Source organism: Trichocoleus sp. DQ-A2 (assembly GCF_039961915.1).
Lineage (GTDB): Bacteria > Cyanobacteriota > Cyanobacteriia > Cyanobacteriales > FACHB-T130 > FACHB-T130.
Genome location: NZ_JAMPKD010000013.1, coordinates 145,374 through 162,795, shown reverse-complemented (window position 1 = coordinate 162,795; position 17,422 = coordinate 145,374). Strand labels below are relative to the sequence as shown.

The window sequence follows — 17,422 nt, the reverse complement described above, 5'->3', positions numbered from 1 at the left end:
GACTAAGGACGTAGCTTGGGTGATTGCCATTCGCCATTAGCGATTGACGATTGAAATTTATTCGGAAAAGCGAGGTGTCATGCAGTATGGACAATCTAGCCACTCTGGTTTTAACTCAGCAGTGCAAGTGACACATTCTAGACCGCTCTTACGCTTGGCTTTGAGTTCTGCCTCAAGACCAGAATCTGTAAATGTCACCCGTTCTACTTCTTCGAGAGTGGTATAACCTTGGCGTACCAGGTCTAAGCTGTAGGCCAGCAATGTCTTCATCCCTTCTTCCACGGCTGCTTCTTTAATGCGCTCAGTGGGGGCACCTTGGCTGATTAAATTTTGCAAGCGTTCGGTCACGCGCATAACTTCATAAACACCCACACGTCCCTTATAGCCAATGCCATTACATTTTTGGCACAGAGCATTTCTGCTTTTGGCTTCCTTCGCTTCATCGGGTTGTAAAGTATTGGCTTTGTAGAAGGTAATATCCCCGTCCCCAGAAGCCGATAAACCAAATCGACCGAGTTCTTGTGAAGTGGGTGAATAGGAAAGGCGACACTCGCTACAAACACGCCGCATCAAGCGTTGCGCCAAAACGCCAATCAGCGAACCCGATACCATGAATGGCTCGATGCCCATTTCGTCTAAGCGGGCGATCGCACCGGCGGCATCGTTGGTGTGCAGGGTTGTCAGCACCAAGTGTCCGGTTAGTGCTGCTTCAATTGCGGTTTTCGCCGTTTCTTTGTCCCGCGTTTCACCCACCAGAATTACATCCGGATCTTGGCGCATGAAGGCTCGTAAGATCGAGGAAAAATCCATTCCCTTCTCTCGAATTACCTGTACCTGAGTAATCCCAGGCAAGGCATACTCAATCGGGTCTTCTGCGGTACTGATATTAATTCCCGGATCGTTCCGTTCTGCCAGAACCGAGTACAAGGTGGTAGATTTACCAGACCCAGTTGGCCCGGTTACTAAAATCAAGCCGAAGGGACGGCTTGCCATTTCTCTGACAATTTCTAGCGATTCTGAATCGGAAATTAACTTATCCAAACCTAGCTGGGTGGAAGAGTTATCGAGAATTCGCAAGACCACCTTTTCGCCGTAGCGGCTGGGTAAGGTATTCACCCGAAAGTCAACCTTACGCCCTTCAAACACCCGCCGGATACGACCATCCTGGGGCATCCGTCGCTCGGCAATGTCTAGCTCAGCCATGATTTTGAAGCGAGCTGTGACGGCTGGGATGATTTTTTTCGGGAACGGCTCGAAGGCTTGTTGTAGCACCCCATCTTTCCGGAAGCGAATGCGTAAGAATTCTTCTTGGGGTTCAATGTGAATGTCTGAAACCTGCTCTTGCAGACCCTTGAGGAGGATTCTGTTAACCAAGTTGATGACGGGAGCGCCCTGTGCATCCTCTACATTCAGGTCATCTTCAATTTCAGGAGGTGCATCGCCTAAGTCGTTCAAATTATCCAGAACGTCTGAGACATCCACAGACTTTTGGATTCGCGCTACTTCCTCTTTCCTGGTTTGCTCATCCTTGTATTGGTTAATTAGATTCAAACAGTCTTCCAGAGTGATCACCATTCGCTGCAAGGCGATGCCCTGGGGTCGTAAGATGCGGTTGAGATCGTCCTGAGCCGCTAAATTATCTGGATCGACCATTGCCACCAGTACCGAGGGGGGCTGGGTGTCATTTTTCGTTAAAGGTACCAGTTTATAGCGACTACAGATATCGATCGGAATCAGGGTTTCAATCAAAGACCCAATCTGAGAAGTGGGAATTTGGCTGATTTCCGGATCTAGAGATTCAACTCCGTAAAGAATTTTGAGTTCAAAAAGCTGTTGTTTTTTATACTGACGTAGCAAATCTGGGGGAAGCGATCGCCCAGTAATCGTTTCTAGAACCTCGGTTAAGGGTCTACCAGACTTGCGGCTTTCTACCATAGCCTGCCGCATTTGGTCGGTGTCAACATAGCCTGCCTGAATCAGCTGGTTGCCGAAGGGCGAAAACTCATTGCGGACAGCAAGGGCGCGATTTCGTGGTGAGGATTGAGTCATAGATCCGTGAGAATACCTCTTTACAAATTGTTCCCAAAACCATGAAGCAAAATTGCTATCGTCAGCCAAAAACTAAATTTTTACGGTTTAGATAACCGACTTGGGCTTGCGCCCCCGCAGTACCACCAGACCGTTTCATCATTTATGTTGAGCCGTTGTGGCGATTTTAAAGGCAAAATTGACGCGATAAGCCAATTTGCTCCTCACTAGCCGCAAGCAGTAATATCCGTACAACGATGCTGTAAGTTTTAAGATTGAAGACCTGCCGGAGCCTTAGAAGACTCGGACACGACTTGGTTAATGACAAGGAGCGTGTAAGGCTGAACGTGGTAGGGAACATTCACGATAATAGCCTTAACCAAGTCTTAGGCGTAGGATTGTCTTAATTTATTTTGCGATTCATACATCGTCTACTGTCTAGATTCTGATGTCTGGCACGCCCACTCGCTCAATGGCTATCCTGAAATTCGTGAAGATGACGTTACAATCGGAAAGTAGGCAATTGCTTCTATAAAGAAAATTCTGTGCAAATGCCAGCAGATGGCATAGCTTGGCACAATGTAGGGTTAAGGTAGGGTTGGCGTGTTGATACGGTTTTCCCACCCAAGCCTTGTCAGAAAGTCAAGCCAAAAGCTTTAAAGAGTATTGGCAGGATGCCTGGGCACACTATGATTCTAGAAAGGGGAAAGTTTTGTGGCAATGCGCCTCTTCTCTCCATCCCTAACTCAGGGAGTGGTGAGACACCAACCTGATACAGAACGGGAGGTGGTAGTGGCGACATCGACAGGACTACCCATTAAAATGAGCGCGAGCAGTCTCTTAGCTGGGATGATAGCCCAATGAACGAGGAAGAAAATCAGCAAGACAATACTTCACCTCCAATGGTTGATAACCAGGCGGTGGCACAGGAAATGGGGAATGAACCATTATCTGAAACGGGAACCTTAAATGGAGAACCATTAGGGGAGGCGTCAGTGTATGGCACAAGCCAAACATCTGATGTGGTATCAGATGCCAGTGCAACCTCCGGAGCCAGCGGAGACGAAAGTAACGCAGAAGCAGCCAGCAACACAGCGGCTGTAGAAGCATTGACGCGGGAAGTGGAGGCTTTAAAAGCGCAAGTGGAAGAGCGCACGCAACAGTGTGACTCTTTCAAAACTCAGTACATGAGGATAGCCGCAGATTTTGAAAATTTCCGCAAGCGGACTCTCAAAGAGAAGGAAGACTCGGAGGTGCAGATCAAGTGCACCACCATTACTGAGTTACTGCCCGTAGTGGATAATTTTGAGCGGGCGCGATCGCAGATTAAGCCGCAAACTGATGGAGAATGGAGCATCCACAAAAGCTACCAGAGTGTCTACAAACAGCTGGCAGACGCTCTCAAGCGCATCGGAGTATCTCCCATGCGTCCCGAGGGTCAAGATTTCGATCCCAATCTCCACGAAGCCGTGATGCGGGAACCAACGAATGAATATCCAGAAGGAGCCGTGATCGAACAGCTGGTGCGCGGCTATTTCTTGGGCGATCGCGTCTTGCGCCACGCCCTAGTCAAAGTTGCTGCTGGTATGGAGCCCGTGGTACCCTCAGAGGAAGGTCATCCGCTTTCTGGCGAAAGTTAATGGAGTTTGATGCACTGCATCGACGGTTGAAGGCGTCAGAAATTACAATCAAATTGATGGAAATCTGGTGCCGGGTCCGAACCATTTCGGACAAGCAATTCGACGGCTACTTAACAAATCCTGTAAACCTTTACTACAGCTAGCTATGGGAAAAGTCATTGGCATCGACTTGGGCACGACCAATAGTTGCGTGGCTGTTTTAGAGGGGGGTCAACCCATCGTCATCTCTAACACAGAAGGAGGGAGAACGACCCCAAGTATCGTGGGATTTGGCAAGGGCGGCGATCGCCTAGTGGGTCAGCTAGCGAAACGGCAAGCTGTCACCAATGCCGAAAATACGGTATACAGCATTAAACGCTTTATCGGCCGCCGCTGGGATGACACCGAAGTAGAGCGATCGCGCGTGCCCTACACCTGTATCAAAGGTCGCGATGATACCGTCGATGTCCAAATTCGGGGACGCAACTACACCCCCCAAGAAATCTCAGCGATGATCCTGCAAAAGCTAAAGCAGGATGCAGAAAACTTTCTTGGCGAACAGGTAGACCAGGCAGTCATCACCGTACCTGCCTACTTCACAGACGCCCAAAGGCAGGCGACAAAAGATGCCGGTACCATTGCCGGACTGGAAGTTTTACGGATCATCAACGAACCCACGGCAGCTGCTCTTGCCTACGGCTTGGATAAACAAGATGAAGAGCAGTGCATTCTGGTGTTTGACTTAGGGGGCGGTACCTTCGACGTGTCCGTACTCCAATTGGGTGACGGCGTTTTTGAAGTCAAAGCTACCTCTGGAAACAACCATCTAGGCGGAGATGACTTTGACAACAGCATTGTCCGCTGGATGATCGAAAACTTCAAACAGCAAGATTCCATCGACCTGGGAACCGACAAAATGGCTCTCCAGCGGTTGCGAGAGGCAGCAGAGAAAGCCAAAATCGAACTTTCCAGCATGGGCAGCACCTCCATCAATTTGCCATTCATCACCGCCGATGAAACCGGGCCAAAACATTTAGAGATGGAACTTTCCCGCGCCCAGTTTGAAGAACTCGTCAACCATTTGGTGGAAGGTACCATTGAGCCTGTAGCTCAGGCGATCAAAGACAGCGGTTTGACAGCCAATGAGATTGACCGGATCATCCTGGTGGGAGGTTCAACTCGAATTCCGGCCGTTCAAGATGCGATTAAGAAGTTTTTTGGCGGCAAAGCACCCGATCGGTCGATCAACCCGGATGAAGCAGTGGCGCTGGGAGCAGCGATCCAAGGAGGCGTCTTAAGCGGCGAAGTCGAGGATCTGCTGCTATTGGATGTTGCCCCCCTAAGCTTGGGCATTGAAACCTTGGGAGAAGTGTTTACAAAAATTATTGAGCGCAACACCACAATTCCCACGACGAAATCCCAAGTTTTTTCCACCGCCACCGACGGACAAACCAGCGTGGAAATTCACGTCTTACAGGGTGAGCGGGCGATGGCGAAAGATAACAAAAGTCTTGGCAAATTCCTCCTAGCAGGAATTCCCCCCGCTCCCAGAGGCATCCCTCAAATTGAAGTGTCCTTTGAAATTGGCGTTGATGGAATTCTCAAAGTATTGGCTCAAGACAAAGGCACTGGGAGAGAGCAGAGTATCCGGATTAGCAATACCGGCGGCTTGAGTGCCAGCGAAGTCGAACGGATGCGGCACGAAGCTGAAACCTATGCCGAAGAAGACCAGCGTCGGATGCAAGTAGTGGAGCTGAAAAATCAGGCTGATAGCCTGTTCTACAGCTATGAATCGACGTTAAATGATAACGGGGATCTAGTTGCAGAGGATATCAAAACGCAGGCAAATAAGAAGGCTACAGCGGTGCGAGCGGCGCTGGCTAACCCCTCAATTAGTGTTGAGGAGATCAAACAACAGATTGACGATTTTCAGCAGACACTGTTTGCGATTGGTGCTGCCGTGTACCAGCAAGCCAGCGGACGCGAGACACCGGATGATTACGAAAGCTTGGAAAGTGGCATATCCCCAGAGTTTCGTGAAGCGCCTGACTCCACACCCGATGACGATGACTTTAGATTTGATGACGATAATACCGTTCAGGCTGACTACGAGCCAGTTGACTAAATCAATTAAAAATAAAAAAGGAAAAATGAAAAATTGAAGGATATCTAAAGTTTTCATTTTTCCGTTCTCCTAACCCTTAACCCCTAAAGAAGCAGCGTTCTATGGCCCGCGACTACTATGAAATTCTCGGGGTCTCCCGTGACTCAGACAAAGAGGAAATTAAGCGTGCCTATCGCCGTCTGGCCCGGAAATATCACCCGGATGTCAATAAAGAGCCAGGGGCGGAAGAACGCTTTAAAGAAATTAATCGAGCATACGAAGTCCTTTCGGAACCAGAAACCCGGACTCGCTACGATCGCTATGGAGAAGCCGGGGTGGCTTCTGGTGTCGGAGCTGGCCCAGACTTAGGCGATATTGGTAACTTTGCCGATATTTTTGAAAGCTTCTTCAGTGGGTTTGGGGGTGCCGGGGGTCAAACGGCTGCTCGCAGACGTAGCGGTCCCGTTCGCGGCGACGACCTGCGGTTAGATTTAAAGCTGGAATTTCGGGAAGCCGTCTTTGGGGGCGAAAAAGAAATCCGGATTCCCCATCTAGAAACCTGTGCTACCTGTAGCGGTGCAGGTGCCAAGCCAGGAACGCGACCGCGAGCCTGTCCGACTTGCAGTGGTTCTGGTCAAGTGCGTCGTGCGACACGGACTCCCTTTGGTAGCTTTACCCAAGTCTCTGTCTGTCCCACCTGTAACGGTGAAGGGCAGGTAATTGAGGATAAGTGTGAAACTTGCGGAGGCGTCGGTCGCAAACAGGAGACGAAAAAGCTTAAAATTACAATCCCTCCAGGGGTAGATAATGGAACCCGGCTGCGCGTTTCTAAAGAAGGAGACGCTGGTCTGCGCGGTGGGCCTCCGGGAGATTTGTACGTCTATTTGTTTGTTGAGGAAGACGCAGAGTTTCATCGGGATGGGATTAACGTCCTGTCAGAGATTAAGATTAGCTACTTGCAGGCGATCTTAGGATGCCGTCTGGAAGTGAATACAGTAGATGGGCCGGTAGAGTTAACAATTCCGGCGGGAACGCAACCGAATACGGTGCTGACGCTAGAAAATCATGGCGTACCCAAACTAGGGAACCCAGTCAGCCGGGGAGATCACCTGATTAATGTAGGAATTGATATTCCCAATCGGATTACGGCTGAAGAACGGGAACTGCTGGAGAAGCTGGCTAAAATCAAAGGCGATCGCACTGGGAAAGGCGGTTTAGAAGGATTTTTAGGAGGGTTGTTCAAGTGATCGACAATCCAGCGACTGCAACGGATGTGCCGGACGCTCAGCTGGACTTGCGGGGGACGCCTTGCCCGATTAACTTCGTTCGCACCAAACTCCGCCTGGAACAAATGGCACCCGGCACCTTATTAGAAGTGTGGCTAGATCCGGGTGAGCCAATTGAGCAGGTTCCTGATAGTTTAGCGATGGCGGGCTACACAATTGAAGAGACGCGATTCATTGCGTCTGAAGACCGCACAGGCTTTTTTGCCCTGAGGGTGCGGCGTCCAGCTTCCCTATGAGTTCTGTACCACCTCCGTCGCTACCGCCGACAGGAGAGGAGAGGGAGGAGAAATTTCCAGATCCGGTTGATCGGTTGGAAGAATCTTCGCCGTTAATTGGGACGGTGGTGGCTGTGCAGGCGAATTTCTATCAAGTGCGACTAGACCTCAGTAGTCCGGAGTTGGAAGCTGACACCCCGCCGATAACTCCCTTTCTCCTGTGTACTCGTCGCGCAAGGCTGAAAAAAATAGGTCAGAAGGTGATGGTAGGCGATCGCGTTCTGATTGAGGAAGCTGACTGGGCAGGTGGACGGGGAGCGATCGCCGAAGTTTTCCCCCGCACAAGCGAACTAGATCGTCCTCCAGTGGCAAATGCTCAGCAAATTCTTCTTGTTTTTGCCCTAGAAGAACCTACGTTGGATGCCTATCAATTGAGTCGTTTTCTGGTAAAAGGAGAGTCTACTGGCTTAGAAGTCTGCCTTTGCTTAAATAAAAGCGATTTAGTGACAACTGACCAACTCAACCAATGGCGCGATCGCTTGCAAGGATGGGGCTACCAACCGATATTTATCAGCGTCCACACAGGTCGAGGTCTAGAAGAATTCCAGCATCAACTAAATCATAAAATTACTATTTTTGCGGGTCTTTCTGGCGTCGGGAAATCGAGCATCGTAAACTTTCTCATTCCCAGCGTCAATCTGCGCGTCGGAGAAGTTTCCGGCAAACTCAGCCGAGGGCGTCATACGACGCGACACGTTGAATTGTTTGAATTACCGACAGGCGGATTCATTGCAGATACCCCTGGATTCAACCAACCAGACTTGGATGCGACTCCGGAAGAGTTAGTGCATTATTTCCCAGAAGCACGCCAGCGCTTAGCGGTTGCCCGATGTCAATTTAGTGATTGCCTGCATCGGGATGAGCCGAATTGTGCGGTGCGAGGGGATTGGGAACGTTACGATCATTATCTAGATTTTCTGAAAGATGCGATCGCTCTTTCTACTCATCTGAACCAACAAGCCGATCCCGACGCCACCCTGAAAATGAAAACGAAGGGTAAAGGGCACAGTCAATACGAACCCCGGTTGGAAGCAAAAAAATACCGTCGTCCTTCCCGGCGCACTCAACAGCAGGCACTTGACCAAGTGTATCAAGACACGGATTTTTCAGAAAAGATGGAAGATGAATAAAAAAGAGGGTTAGATTTATGCAGCAAATCGATCTCGCTGCGGCATCTCAACCTCTGCCCAAATTAATTGAGGTGGCACTTCGTGGTGAAGAAATCACGATCTCGAAAGACAACCATCCTGTTGTCAAATGAGTGCCAGTGTCGCCCCTGAAGCGTCGTCCTCAGTTTGGGAGTGTACAAATTCTCCATCGACGGACATCGCATGTCCAATTACAAACGAAGTCGCATCCGAATCAAGCCAAAGAACCGCTTCGGGGATTTCGTCAGGCTTACTCGTTGTCACGTCGCTCTCCGGAGTTGAGCTTCCACGGAAGGTGGTCGCAAACTGGCGCTTGATCTCGGATAAGGATAGTTCCTCGAACTTAGCCGCGCAGGCTATACCCCACGTTGTTGACGACGACGTCAATGTGACTAAATACTCGTCACGCCCGGACTCGACGACCGCTCTCGCCCCAGAAAGACAAATCGAGGGACAAGGTGACGAATCCCTGCTCAGCCAGCTTTTGGGCATACAGATTTGCGCTCTGTTCTTTGACTGCGCCCATTGGGTGCCCGGCAATGATTGCCGGATTCCTGGCGTTCTGATTCAAGGCTTTGGGGATGAAGAGAGTCCCAGCAACCTGCATGTTGTATTGGTTTTTGAATGTAACCTTCTGCACCGTCACCTTGTCGCTCTTATAGAAGTTGTCTACCCCCTCAACCACAGCGGACTGCTGCACGGGTGCTTGGGATATCTTCTTACGTGAGACGTGTGTTTTGTCGAGCGCAAATGCCGCCGTTGCACAGATTGCACTCATCAAGAGGGTTGGTATTAGAACGCGGTGTTTCATTGATTTGTTCGTAGGTGTGGGTTTATCTAGCGGGTTAGCTTCGGTTCGACGCGCCTGCCTTCAGCGGGGCTATGTCGATGACGAAGCGATAGCGCGCGTCCTTGTTCACCAAGCGCTCGTAAGCACGTTTGCATTGGTACTCCTGCGAAGTTTCACCTCGGTTATTCAGATTTCAGAGAAGCCATATCAATTACAAAGCGATATTTCACATCGGACTTGAGCAGTCGCTCGTAGGCTTCGTTGACCTTCTGGATGGGGATGACTTCAACATCGGCGGTGATATTGTGTTCACCGCAAAAGTCGAGCATCTCTTGGGTTTCGGCGATGCCGCCGATCATAGAGCCAGAAAGACTGCGGCGACTCATAATCAGACTAAATGCCGCGACATCTAGAGGCTTTTCAGGCGCACCAACCAGGGTGATATTACCATCGAGGCCCAGCAGGTTGAGATAAGCATTAATGTCGTGCTTGGCGGCGACGGTATCGAGGATAAAATCGAAGCTACCAGCGTGCTTTTGCATCTCGTCATCATTGTGGGAAACAACAACTTCATCGGCACCCAGGCGGAGCGCGTCTTCTTTCTTGTCGGGGGACGTGGTAAAGACAACAACGCGCGCTCCCATTGCATGAGCAAGCTTCACGCCCATGTGCCCCAATCCGCCCAGACCAACCACACCTACTTTCTTACCCTCTGTAACTCCCCAATGACGGAGTGGCGAATACGTGGTAATGCCTGCACACAGGAGCGGCGCAACTCCAGCTAGATCGAGGTTTGGGGGAACGCGCAGCACGAAGCGTTGATCGACAACAATGCTATTGGAATAGCCACCATAGGTAACTGGAGCGGTCTTGTGCTTGTCTGGGGAGTTGTAGGTGAAGATCGCATTTTGGCAAAACTGCTCAAAGCCAGCCTTGCATTTGGGACAGTGACCATCCGAATCGACCATGCAGCCAACTCCCACTAGATCGCCCGACTTGAACTTGGTCACTGCTGAACCGACTTGAGTGACCCGTCCAACAATCTCATGACCGGGAACGATCGGGTAGGTTGTGGACATGAAATCGCTCCACTCGTTACGCACTGAATGGAGGTCGGAGTGGCAGATGCCGCAGAAGAGAATTTCAATCTGAACGTCGTGCTCAGTAGGATCGCGCCGTGCGATCGTGTCGGAGGCCAGCGGTGATGTTGCACTGACTGCGGAGTAAGCTTTGGCGTTGTACATAAATTGATGCTCCAATCTGGAAGATAAGCTGGTTTACTTGTACTCGGTCTTGAATCTGTCCTGGTATTGTTCGTCGCTGACCTTTTCCATCCAGTCTAAGGGCTTGCCGTCGAGTACCTCCTGAGTAGCGATATGAGTCATCGTCGTTGGTGGTGAAGGAGACGATGGCGACAATGCTTTGTTGTCGTGCGTTTAGGGTTCGATCGGGTTGGCGTTGCACATCACTACACCGTTTGACCGCCATCGACGACCAGGGCGTGCCCAACAGCGAAGGAGGACGCATCCGAACACAGCCAGATGACGGCATTGGCGATCTCTTCGGGTTGACCCATCCTGCCAATTGGTTCCTGCGAGATCACTCGTTCTCGTCCTTCGGAAGTGCCGCCGCTGAAGCGATCCATCATCGGGGTGTCGATGATTCCGGGACACACAGCGTTGATGCGAATGTTCTGCGCGGCGTAGTCAAGTGCCGCCGCCTTGGTCAGTCCGACCACGCCATGCTTTGCAGCCACGTAAGCCGCTTGACCTTTGAAGCCTTTGACTCCAGCACCTGAAGAGGTATTCACGATCGCGCCACCCCCTTGCTTAAGCATCAGCGGGATTTCGTGCTTTAGGCACAGGAACACGCCGCGCAGGTTGATGTTGACGATGCGGTTCCACTCCTCCTCTGTAAGGTCGGCTGTCGCCGCTATCTTCTGTTCCACGCCAGCGTTGTTGAAGGCAAAGTCCAGCCGCCCGAAAGTCTCGATAGTCTTATCCAGAGCCGCCTTCACGTCCTCGGCTCGCGTCACGTCGCACCTGATGGCGATTGCCTTCGGCAGCAGCGAAGCTCCCGCCCGCCCGTCGAGTTCCTCAATTATGCGGACTGTTTCTTGATTGCCTTGTTCTGAAATGTCAGCGACCACCACGTTAGCGCCCTCACGGGCAAATGCCAGCGCTGTCGCTCGACCGATGCCGTTCGCTGCTCCGGTGACAAAAGCCACCTTATCTGTGAAGTTTCCATTCGAGTTGAGTAGCACATATTCTCCTGCCAGTTTCTCGCTTACCGACTGAGGTGCTGATTGAAAAAGGACGCAAGCTTGTCCCACGGGATAAGGTTCACCCGGTCGTACAAATCGACGTGTCCCGCGTTCGGAACGATATAGAGATCCTTTGGCTCGGCTGCGCGTTTGTAGGCATCTTCGCTGAACTCCTTAGAATGTGCATTGTCACCCGTGATGAACAGCATGGGACGAGGCGAAATCGTTTCAATGTCATCGAACGGGTAAAAGTTCATGAATTTGACGTTGCTGGTAAGCGTCGGATGCGTTGTCAGTTTCGGCGACGAACTTTTGGGGGTGTATTCGCCCCTAGGAGTGCGGTAAAAGTCATAGAACTCACGCTCAATGGGGGTAGAGTTCTCATTGAGTTCATGCACGGTTCCGCTTGTGTATTTGGTCTCGCCGCCCGTGAACTCCGCATAGCGTTGCTGGGCCGCCTCTGCGATCCATTTCTTCCTTTGTTCCAGGGTCGTAGAATGCTTAAGCCCGTTGCGAGCGGCAGCACCCATGTCATACATACTGACCGTCGCAATAGCCTTCATGCGCGGGTCGATCTTGGCGGCGCTGATGACGAAGCTCCCGCTGCCGCAAATCCCGAGAACGCCAATCCGATCCCTGTCAACGAATGGTCGAGTGCCCAGAAAATCGACCGCAGCACTGAAATCCTCGGCATAAATATCCGGCGAAACAACGTTGCGAGGCTGCCCCTCACTCTCGCCCCAGAAAGACAAATCGAGGGACAAGGTGACGAATCCCTGCTCAGCCAGCTTTTGGGCATACAGATTTGCGCTCTGTTCTTTGACTGCGCCCATTGGGTGCCCGACAATGATTGCCGGATTCCTGGCGTTCTGATTCAAGGCTTTGGGGATGAAGAGAGTCCCAGCAACCTGTATGTTGTATTGGTTTTTGAATGTAACCTTCTGCATGGTCACCTTGTCGCTCTTATAGAAGTTGTCTACCCCCTCAACCACAGCGGACTGCTGCACGGGTGCTTGGGATATCTTCTTACGTGAGACGTGTGTTTTGTCGAGCGCAAATGCCGCCGTGGCACAGATTGCACTCATCAAGAGGGTTGGTATTAGAACGCGGTGTTTCATTGATTTGTTCGTATGTGTGGGTTTATTTAGCGGGTTCACTTTGGCTCAATAGCCGTCGCAAGCAGTTTCATTTCGTACCCTCTTTACTGTGATCGCAACTCAATCGTCGCTTCTACAGAACCAGGCACATTCAATGCCTCGATGTCACCGTCAATTTTTCCGAGGATAATGAGTCCGTTTGAGTATCCAAAATCGTTGTAATACATCGCTAAATTCCCCCCAGGAGCGTAATAAGCAATATCTCCAACCGCAGGATCGGTGCCCGGAGGTGCATCTTCTGTCGATAATCGTCTTGGCAAATCACTAATTTTTTCGGTGTTTGCGTAATCTTTTAGCGTCAGTGTTAATGGCAGCAGGGAAATAAAATCCTGAGTGGTTTTGCTGTCAATCAACATGGCTGGTACAACCTTGTTTCCGATCTGGATGTTGATCTTCATCCTGTTTGTCTGCTCGGTTGATAGTTCAGTTGGTATCTCTGACGGGGCATTGCTGGTGATACTGTTATCGGCATGGCAGGCTGAGGAACTTAGGGACATTGCTAAAGCGAGAACCAAAATCAGCATTCGCTTCTGACCGTTTTTTCCTCTAGTGGGAAGCCATCTCGAAAGCATCAGGATCTCCCTTCGTACTGTTCGTCGCTGACCTGTTCCATCCAGTTCACAGGGGTGCCGTCAAGTTGTTCTTGAATCGCAGTATGGGTCATGGCTGTAGTTGCTGTGGCTCCGTGCCAGTGTTTTACGTTCGGTGGAATCCAGACAACATCACCGGGTCTAATCTCCTGAATTTGACCGCCCCACTGCTGAACCCAGCCAACTCCAGCCGTCACAATCAGAATTTGCCCCAAAGGATGGGTGTGCCATGCGGTTCGGGCACCTGGCTTGAAGGTGACACTTGCGCCAGATGCACGGGATGGATCGTGCGCCGGAAAAAGAGGATTGATGCGTACAGAACCCGTGAAATATTCGGCAGATCCTTCAGTGGAAGGCTGCGAACCGTTCCGCGTGATTTCTACCGTCTGTGGGCGATCGCCAGATGAGACTTGTGTATGCCCTGCCTGTGCAAACCCCAAAGCCAATAAGGAAAATGCCATAACAGGCATCGTGAGCCGTTTCATTTCTGTTCCTCCATGTTTGTGCTTAGTCATGCAAAGCTTTCCCACAGCGACCGATGCCTGCCGTGGATTTGAGGATGCTTCTGGTGCAATTCTGAGAAGCGCTTGACCAAATAAACCTGAGTGTTCTCTTGAAGAGAAATCCAGACGCTTACAAGAAGCCGGAATCACGTTTCATTGCTTTAACCTCATTCTAGGAATCTTGAAAGGCAAGCAATAGGACGATTGTCTAGGATGGTTGTACAATCCTGCAAACTTGCACCGCTTTCGATTCAAGCCGCGCTAGATTCTTATACAGGCTTAGCTGCCAAACCCTTTCTAGACCTTGATGTGTCTATAAATCGATTTGAACGGACATCAGAAATGAACGCTGCAAGAACGAGTGAAAAGTCCGATAGAGCGTTGATGAATAACCCTCAGGCAAAGCGTGAAGCAGACCGAGCGCAAGCCAACCGGGAGGAACTAACGGAGCGAATTGCCCAAGCGATTCGTCAGGATGGAACGATCGAGCCACTGAAAGGATTGCACTTCTATCGCACCTCCTTCCCTTCGGAATGCATCCATAGTGTCTCTATTCCTGCCTTTTGTGTCATTGCTCAGGGCAGTAAAGAAGTCCTTCTAGGCAGCGATCGCTATCAGTACGACCCAATGCATTATTTGCTGGGGACGGTCGAACTGCCGATTGCCAGCCGAATTCTAGAAGCAACCCAGGAAAAACCGTACCTGGGTCTTCGTCTCGATCTCGACCCTACCCTAGTTGGCTCAGTCATGGTTGAGGCAGGCTATCCCTCAGCGCAACGGGGTGCTAGTGTAAAAGCGATCGACGTGAGTCCGTTGGATGCAGACCTGTTGGATGCTGTGGTGCGGCTTGTCAGGCTTCTCGATTCTCCTGCCGAAGCCCATGTGCTTTCACCCCTGATTAAACGGGAAATTATCTACCGACTCCTAATGGGAACGCAAGGAAATCGGCTGCGTCAGATTGCCGTTCTAGGTGGCTACACTCACCACATCGCCAGAGCGGTCGATCGACTTCGCAAAGACTTTAACCAGCCGCTTCGGATTGAAAGCATCGCACGAGAGCTTGGCATGAGCGTTTCTGGCTTTCACCATCACTTCAAGTCGGTCACTGCCATGAGTCCCTTGCAGTTCCAGAAGCAACTGCGGCTCCAGGAGGCTCGCCGTCTGATGCTGGGGGAAAAGCTTGACGCTAGCAGTGCTGCCTACCGTGTGGGTTATGACGATGCCTCGCACTTCAACCGGGAGTACAAGCGGCTCTTTGGTGTCCCACCGATGCGCGATGTAGAGCGGCTGCGAGAAGCTGCCAGGGAGACTGCTGGTTCAATATGACCTCTTCAAGACTCCTAATCTTGCCAGAAGTCGCTAAAAAGTTTCTACCGGATAGATGTTCTAATTCGCTATAGGGCATTTTAACTCCCTCTTGCCGTCCTTCTTCCTAAGGTTTTCCCGATTCTCCTTTACCTTAATCGCTAACTGGTACATTGCTTTCCTATTCATGCAGGAGGTCTAAGGATGACACTCTACAGACAATGTTACGGTACGCGCCCACCGAGAAACGAAGCAGGCTAACTATCATTTCATTAGACTCATACAATCTATCTAACTCCTCTAATTCGGGCAATCATCGCTCTTTTGTTGCTCGCGTTAGAGTAAAATTTAAAACTCTTGCATCAAAGGAATTTGACCAATTTAGTATTAGCGTCGGGCTGACCAGTTGCGTCTATCTACTTTCGCACCGCCTAATATATCCACGCTTCCAATAATGGTGTTGTCAGAAATGCGCCCATTAAACTGCATGGTTACTAGCTTCCCTTGCTTCGGCTGTGTAACTTTAAAACTCAGTTGGTCGCCGGTTAATTTCGCCTCAGTAATCGGCATTTCCTCATTGCTCATTCTCACCGTTCCTGTAACTTCTTGGAACTGTTGACGTAATTGCAGCGTGTAGGGGTTTTTGCTGCCAACGGATTGCATATTCCATTGCCAGGTTCCTGTTACCTGTGCTGGAATCACCCAATAGAAAACTCTATGAATGCGAGAACCGACCCGCAACACTTCAGTCCGATCGGGTTTCCATTCCTTCATGTCGAACTGGTGAGATACAACGGGCGTTCCGGGTTTGAGTTCGCGCAGCAGTTTTGGTCGCAGTTGGACGTTAACTTTAGGCAACAGGTAAAGCGTCACCACGGTAGCTTCGCTGAGGTCAGTTTGGAACAAATCTTGCTCGACAAACTTCACGCGATCGCTCACACTGGCTAATCTAGCTTTTTCGTTACTTTCCTGAATTAGTCGGGGGTTAATCTCGAAACCGACACCCTTCGCGCCAAATTCCTTCGCGGCTGCGATAACCAACCTTCCATCGCCAGAACCTAAATCGTAGACAACATCATCTTGAGTGACGCTAGCCATCTTTAGCATCGCTGTCACCACCTCGTTAGGCGTTGGCACATAAGGCACATCAGTCTGCGATCGCACCCCCTCCGGCAAGGGTGGAGGTTGAGCTTGGGAGACGGGTAGCGATCGCCCTTCCTGCCAGATGAAGAGGCTGCTAACACCCGCACACAACACCAAAAAGCCAAGGATTCGCTTCAAACGCATAGCAACTGATGACCTTTGTGAATGTGACGCTTCTCCTTATCTTGCCAGAAGCGATCGCTTGTGAAAACTAGATGACAAGAGAGAGCGATCGCTGATTATCACCCGTCTTTTGCAAATCTTACAAACCGCTATAAATTACTTTTGGCTACAAGTTACCAGTCTCGACGCGAGAGAAGACATTTCCACAATTAAAAATGAAGAACCCACGTCGCCCCTAAGATAGAAATTAAGCGATCGCATCCAAGGAAGATGTCCTCCTGGTGCATCCAAGCTGAAGGTAAGTTCATCATATTCGCACCAACCTTGTTCAAACCATCCCAAGCGATCGCCAAAACTTTGCCAAGTTTTATCGCCAGCGTGCAGCTTACCACCGACACTCTGCCAGATACTCTTTTGTACGCTATAACCGAAATGCCCGTTGCTGTATCTTAACCATAGTTTTTCGATAGTACAAAAGTCTGGATAGGGAATCTTTTTAATCGCTTCTATATCTAGCCAACCTACTTTTTCGATTGGTTATTTTAAGTACAACAGCCGCAGTTTCTTTATCAGCTTCTTTCCATTTCCATCTGCTAGTCAATCTTGCAGTCTGCTGTAGTCCATTCCTACTGCTGAAATTAATTTCAACGCCCCAAACCATCGATTGCAATGTTGAAACGCTTGGGTTCATTTTGGCACAGTACCAAGAAATGTCCCCACAGCGAGATCGCTCACTTAAACTTTATTGAATGTTACGCCGCTTATTCTTGTACCACTTCCAACAAATCTTCAATTAACACGTCAAAGGTTCGCGCTAACTTTCTTAAAGCAGCTAAGTCCGCCATCACCATTCCCGGCGACACTGCATAAGTTTTGATGGTGCTGTAGGAGACTCCGGAACGTTCGGAAACCTCCTTCAGCGTCCAGCCTTCCTTGGCGGCAAACTCCCTAATCCGCAACTTTATTAACTCTGTTCTTGACATAGAGTTTAAATTTCGACTAAAATATTTTATCCAGTAAAAAGCGATCGCCCTTTGGCGTCGGAAACTGAAGAGCGATCGCTAATTCCACAAAAACTCCATGATATT

17 protein-coding genes and 1 pseudogene are annotated in these 17,422 nt (G+C 50.2%); 6 read left to right on the top strand and 12 right to left on the bottom strand.

Annotation, left to right across the window (positions count from 1 at the left end; all coding sequences use genetic code 11):
• Positions 1 to 57: 57 nt before the first annotated feature.
• Positions 58 to 2,049: a GspE/PulE family protein gene (locus NC997_RS15375; protein WP_190413827.1), complete on the bottom strand. Its 1,992-nt coding sequence runs from the start codon at positions 2,047 to 2,049 to the stop codon at positions 58 to 60.
• A gap of 839 nt (positions 2,050 to 2,888) precedes the next feature.
• Here NC997_RS15375 and grpE point away from each other — a divergent pair.
• The 5 genes from grpE to rsgA all read left to right on the top strand — a co-directional run bounded on the left by grpE (position 2,889) and on the right by rsgA (position 8,442).
• A complete protein-coding gene (gene grpE / locus NC997_RS15370; protein WP_190526933.1) occupies positions 2,889 to 3,668 on the top strand; it encodes a nucleotide exchange factor GrpE in 780 nt (259 codons plus the stop codon).
• Positions 3,669 to 3,813: 145 nt separating this feature from the next.
• Positions 3,814 to 5,772, top strand: a complete 1,959-nt coding sequence (dnaK, locus tag NC997_RS15365; protein ID WP_190526931.1) for a molecular chaperone DnaK — start codon at positions 3,814 to 3,816, stop codon at positions 5,770 to 5,772.
• 101 nt (positions 5,773 to 5,873) lie between these two features.
• Positions 5,874 to 6,998, top strand: coding sequence for a molecular chaperone DnaJ (dnaJ, locus tag NC997_RS15360; RefSeq protein WP_190526929.1), 1,125 nt, complete (start codon positions 5,874 to 5,876; stop codon positions 6,996 to 6,998).
• The gene (locus NC997_RS15355; protein ID WP_190413870.1) at positions 6,998 to 7,273 is read left to right on the top strand and encodes a sulfurtransferase TusA family protein; all 276 of its coding nucleotides are present in this window, start codon (positions 6,998 to 7,000) and stop codon (positions 7,271 to 7,273) included. The genes dnaJ and NC997_RS15355 overlap by 1 nt, the downstream gene beginning before the upstream one ends.
• On the top strand, positions 7,270 to 8,442 hold the full coding sequence (gene rsgA / locus NC997_RS15350; RefSeq protein ID WP_190526927.1) for a small ribosomal subunit biogenesis GTPase RsgA: 1,173 nt from the start codon (positions 7,270 to 7,272) through the stop codon (positions 8,440 to 8,442). The genes NC997_RS15355 and rsgA overlap by 4 nt, the downstream gene beginning before the upstream one ends.
• A 123-nt stretch (positions 8,443 to 8,565) precedes the next feature.
• Here the strand turns inward: rsgA and NC997_RS15345 are convergent, their stop codons facing one another.
• From NC997_RS15345 to NC997_RS15310, 8 genes and pseudogenes are all read right to left on the bottom strand, one after another.
• Entirely contained in the window at positions 8,566 to 8,724 is a 159-nt protein-coding gene (locus NC997_RS15345) for a hypothetical protein (RefSeq protein WP_190526925.1), read from the bottom strand.
• A 160-nt stretch (positions 8,725 to 8,884) separates the two neighbouring features.
• Positions 8,885 to 9,271: pseudogene (locus NC997_RS15340) on the bottom strand (alpha/beta hydrolase); the annotation flags it as partial.
• Between the two features lie 161 nt (positions 9,272 to 9,432).
• A complete protein-coding gene (locus NC997_RS15335) occupies positions 9,433 to 10,494 on the bottom strand; it encodes an NAD(P)-dependent alcohol dehydrogenase (protein WP_190526923.1) in 1,062 nt (353 codons plus the stop codon).
• On the bottom strand, positions 10,412 to 10,738 hold the full coding sequence (locus NC997_RS15330) for a hypothetical protein (protein ID WP_190526921.1): 327 nt from the start codon (positions 10,736 to 10,738) through the stop codon (positions 10,412 to 10,414). The genes NC997_RS15335 and NC997_RS15330 overlap by 83 nt, the downstream gene beginning before the upstream one ends.
• Positions 10,719 to 11,513 carry an SDR family oxidoreductase gene (locus NC997_RS15325; protein ID WP_190526919.1) on the bottom strand — a complete coding sequence of 265 codons (795 nt, stop codon included), beginning with the start codon at positions 11,511 to 11,513 and terminating at the stop codon, positions 10,719 to 10,721. The genes NC997_RS15330 and NC997_RS15325 overlap by 20 nt, the downstream gene beginning before the upstream one ends.
• Before the next feature lie 23 nt (positions 11,514 to 11,536).
• The gene (locus NC997_RS15320) at positions 11,537 to 12,631 is read right to left on the bottom strand and encodes an alpha/beta hydrolase (RefSeq protein WP_190526917.1); all 1,095 of its coding nucleotides are present in this window, start codon (positions 12,629 to 12,631) and stop codon (positions 11,537 to 11,539) included.
• 83 nt (positions 12,632 to 12,714) lie between these two features.
• A complete protein-coding gene (locus tag NC997_RS15315; protein ID WP_199306150.1) occupies positions 12,715 to 13,242 on the bottom strand; it encodes a cyclophilin-like fold protein in 528 nt (175 codons plus the stop codon).
• On the bottom strand, positions 13,242 to 13,745 hold the full coding sequence (locus tag NC997_RS15310; RefSeq protein WP_190526978.1) for a cupin domain-containing protein: 504 nt from the start codon (positions 13,743 to 13,745) through the stop codon (positions 13,242 to 13,244). The genes NC997_RS15315 and NC997_RS15310 overlap by 1 nt, the downstream gene beginning before the upstream one ends.
• A 360-nt stretch (positions 13,746 to 14,105) precedes the next feature.
• On the opposite strand from NC997_RS15310, the gene NC997_RS15305 reads away from it, so the two are divergent.
• Positions 14,106 to 15,089, top strand: a complete 984-nt coding sequence (locus tag NC997_RS15305; protein ID WP_190526976.1) for an AraC family transcriptional regulator — start codon at positions 14,106 to 14,108, stop codon at positions 15,087 to 15,089.
• Between the two features lie 366 nt (positions 15,090 to 15,455).
• Here NC997_RS15305 and NC997_RS15300 read toward each other — a convergent pair whose 3' ends face one another.
• The 3 genes from NC997_RS15300 to NC997_RS15290 form a co-directional block, all read right to left on the bottom strand.
• Positions 15,456 to 16,355 carry a class I SAM-dependent methyltransferase gene (locus NC997_RS15300; protein WP_190526916.1) on the bottom strand — a complete coding sequence of 300 codons (900 nt, stop codon included), beginning with the start codon at positions 16,353 to 16,355 and terminating at the stop codon, positions 15,456 to 15,458.
• A 188-nt stretch (positions 16,356 to 16,543) separates the two neighbouring features.
• Positions 16,544 to 16,726, bottom strand: coding sequence for a hypothetical protein (locus NC997_RS15295; protein WP_242031345.1), 183 nt, complete (start codon positions 16,724 to 16,726; stop codon positions 16,544 to 16,546).
• A 369-nt stretch (positions 16,727 to 17,095) separates the two neighbouring features.
• Positions 17,096 to 17,317 carry a helix-turn-helix transcriptional regulator gene (locus tag NC997_RS15290; protein ID WP_190413812.1) on the bottom strand — a complete coding sequence of 74 codons (222 nt, stop codon included), beginning with the start codon at positions 17,315 to 17,317 and terminating at the stop codon, positions 17,096 to 17,098.
• Positions 17,318 to 17,422: the final 105 nt, after the last annotated feature.